The sequence below is a fragment of the Nocardia sp. NPDC001965 genome, from assembly GCF_053594175.1.
The window spans coordinates 1-2365 of record NZ_JBSFDZ010000005.1 but is presented as its reverse complement, the minus strand read 5'-3'; the positions used below and the strand labels follow the sequence as shown (position 1 = coordinate 2365).

At 69.6% G+C, this 2365-nt stretch carries 1 protein-coding gene, 1 rRNA gene and 1 pseudogene; 1 reads left to right on the top strand and 2 read right to left on the bottom strand.

Annotated features, from left to right (window positions below):
* The first annotated feature begins 133 nt into the window (after window positions 1-133).
* Entirely contained in the window at window positions 134-616 is a 483-nt protein-coding gene (locus ACWCPQ_RS10160; RefSeq protein WP_449896840.1) for a GyrI-like domain-containing protein, read from the top strand.
* A gap of 16 nt (window positions 617-632) precedes the next feature.
* Here the strand turns inward: ACWCPQ_RS10160 and ACWCPQ_RS10155 are convergent.
* Window positions 633-1610: pseudogene (locus ACWCPQ_RS10155) on the bottom strand (tetratricopeptide repeat protein); the annotation flags it as partial.
* Window positions 1611-2274: 664 nt separating this feature from the next.
* A 5S ribosomal RNA gene (rrf, locus tag ACWCPQ_RS10150) occupies window positions 2275-2365 on the bottom strand; the annotation flags it as partial.

The following is a 2365-nucleotide window of genomic DNA, read 5'->3' as shown; positions in this document are numbered from 1 at the left end:
CGCAAGGAGAATGCGCATTCGTGTCGTATCGCGGTATTCCGGCGCGCGCGAGCGATGAATTTCCCGGCCGGAAGTCGTCGGATCAGTTCAGGGGCCCGCAGCGGCGGGCAGAAGATCACGTGAAGGGATACCTGTGGCCACAGAGTCGATCGATCGACCACCGCGACCCGAACTGCTGGAGGTCGCCGAAACGATCACTGCCGTCGTCCGTGGCCGGGTGACCCCGGATCAGACTGTCACCTTCTTCGATACCTCGTTCGGCCTGTTGCCGCGGACCCTCACCGCGCAGGAGGCCGTGATCACCGGAGCGGCACTGTCCAGGTGGGGAACCGCGTCCGACGGGTTCACAGACCTCGAAGTGGGCTTCCCGGTGGACCGCCGGATCACACCCGACGGCGACGTCGTCCCCAGTGGCCTGCCGGCGGGCCGGATCGCTCGTGTGGTGCACGAGGGCGGTTTCGATTCCCTCGGTGTCACCTGGGACCGTTTGCGCAGTTGGATCGTCGAACAGGGGCTCACCCCGGCGGACGACCGGTGGGAGGTCTACCTGACCGAACCGGATCCGCGGATGGACCCGGCCGATCTGCGGACCGAACTCAACTGGACCGTCGCCTGATCTCGACAGCCGTCGTTCAGGCCTCGCCGGTCAATTCCGCCGCCCGCTCCTCGGCATCGGTTTCCCCGTCGAGGTCAGCGGCGGCGGCATTGAAGAACCAGGTCAGCCCTTCTTGGGTACGTCCGGCCGCGACCAGCGCGTCGGCGTAGGCGTAGAACAGCCGTGCAGGCCCCGAACCGGTCCGGGCCGGGTCGAGATCGGAAGTCTGCAGGGTCACCACGGCCTGGTCGAACTGCCCCAGGTCCATGCGTGCGCCCGCGACCACGATGCGCAGTTCGATGGCCTCGTCGCCGGTGAGGGCACGGGCTTCGTCGCTGCGGCCGATTTCGATGGCGCGCTCGGGTCGGCCCAGGCCGCGTTCGCAGTCCGCCATCACTGCCAGGAGTCCGGATCCGCCCGCCATCCGCCGCGCCGCTCGCAGTTCGGACAGCGCCTCGGCCCATTCGCCGGCGTGGTAGGCGACGACACCGGCGGTTTCGCGAACCACGGCGATCCGGCCGGCCCGCTGCCGCGCCGCCCGCGCATGGGCCAGCGCCAGTTGCGGATCGTCGTCGAGTACTTGCGCGGCCATCGCCAGATGCCTGGACACGGTCTCGGCGTTGCCCTTGTCCAAGCTCAGCAGATCTCGCCGGATCGACGTGTCGAGGTCACCGGCCTGGATCTCGTCGGGCAGATCCGGTTCATCGGGTCGCGGCGGGCGCCGATCGGCACCGCGGCCGCCGCCTTCACCTCCGCGTCGCCGCGGCCCGCCGGACTCGCCGCCACCTCGGGAGAAGTTTCCCGAACCGTGGCCGCTCCCGGACGCCTCGATCCGATCCCGGCGAGGCCGATCCCCACCCCGATCGGACCGCTCGGCCGGACCGCGGCCGCCGAATCGACGGTCGTCTCCGCCCCGCTCGGAACGCTCGGCCCCACCGCGCGCATCGAACCGACGTTCGTCGGATTTACCTCGATTGTCCGGGCGTCCCCCACCACGGTGCTCCCGGCCGCGATCGGCATCACCGAATGAGGGGCGCCCCGATGACCGGTGATCGCCGCGTTCCCGCGTCCCGTACTCGCGCTTGTCCCCGTCCGGCCGCGGTCGCGCGCCCCGGGAACGATTCTCGTCCTGTCCGGCGCCCGGACCGTCGGCTCGGAACCCCGGTCGACCGCCAGCCCGGTCGGCGCCACGCTGCCCTGAGAACCCGGTCCTGTCGTCCCGGCCACCACGGTCGGGCCGCTGCGGGCCCCGAGATCGGTCACCACCGAACCCGCCACCGCCGGAGGCCGGACGGCCGCCGCGACCTTCCCCCCTGGTGTCCGAGTCCCGGTTGCGGCGGACGTCGCCACGATTGTCGTCGTCACGCCGGAACCCGCCCCGGCCACCATCGCTGCGGCCGCCCGATTCGCCCGCTCCGCGGCCGGCGTCGGCATTCTCGCCGCGGCGAAAGCCGGCGTCGGATCCGGAAGAATTGCGCCGGAACGATTTCCGGCCATTGTTCTGTTCCGGCACGGCGGGTCCCTCTCTCGGTGACAAGACTGGATCGAACGATGTCGGTGACACGGTCGCGCCGCCGACAATGGTGGAACTGTACTCACACCAAGTTTACGGGTCCGAATCACCGTATACAGAAACGAAGACAGGGGACCCGAAACGGGTCCCCTGTCTTGAAATTATGTTCCGGCGGTGTCCTACTCTCCCACACCCTGTCGAGTGCAGTACCATCGGCGCTGGCAGGCTTAGCTTCCGGGTTCGGAATGGGACCGGGC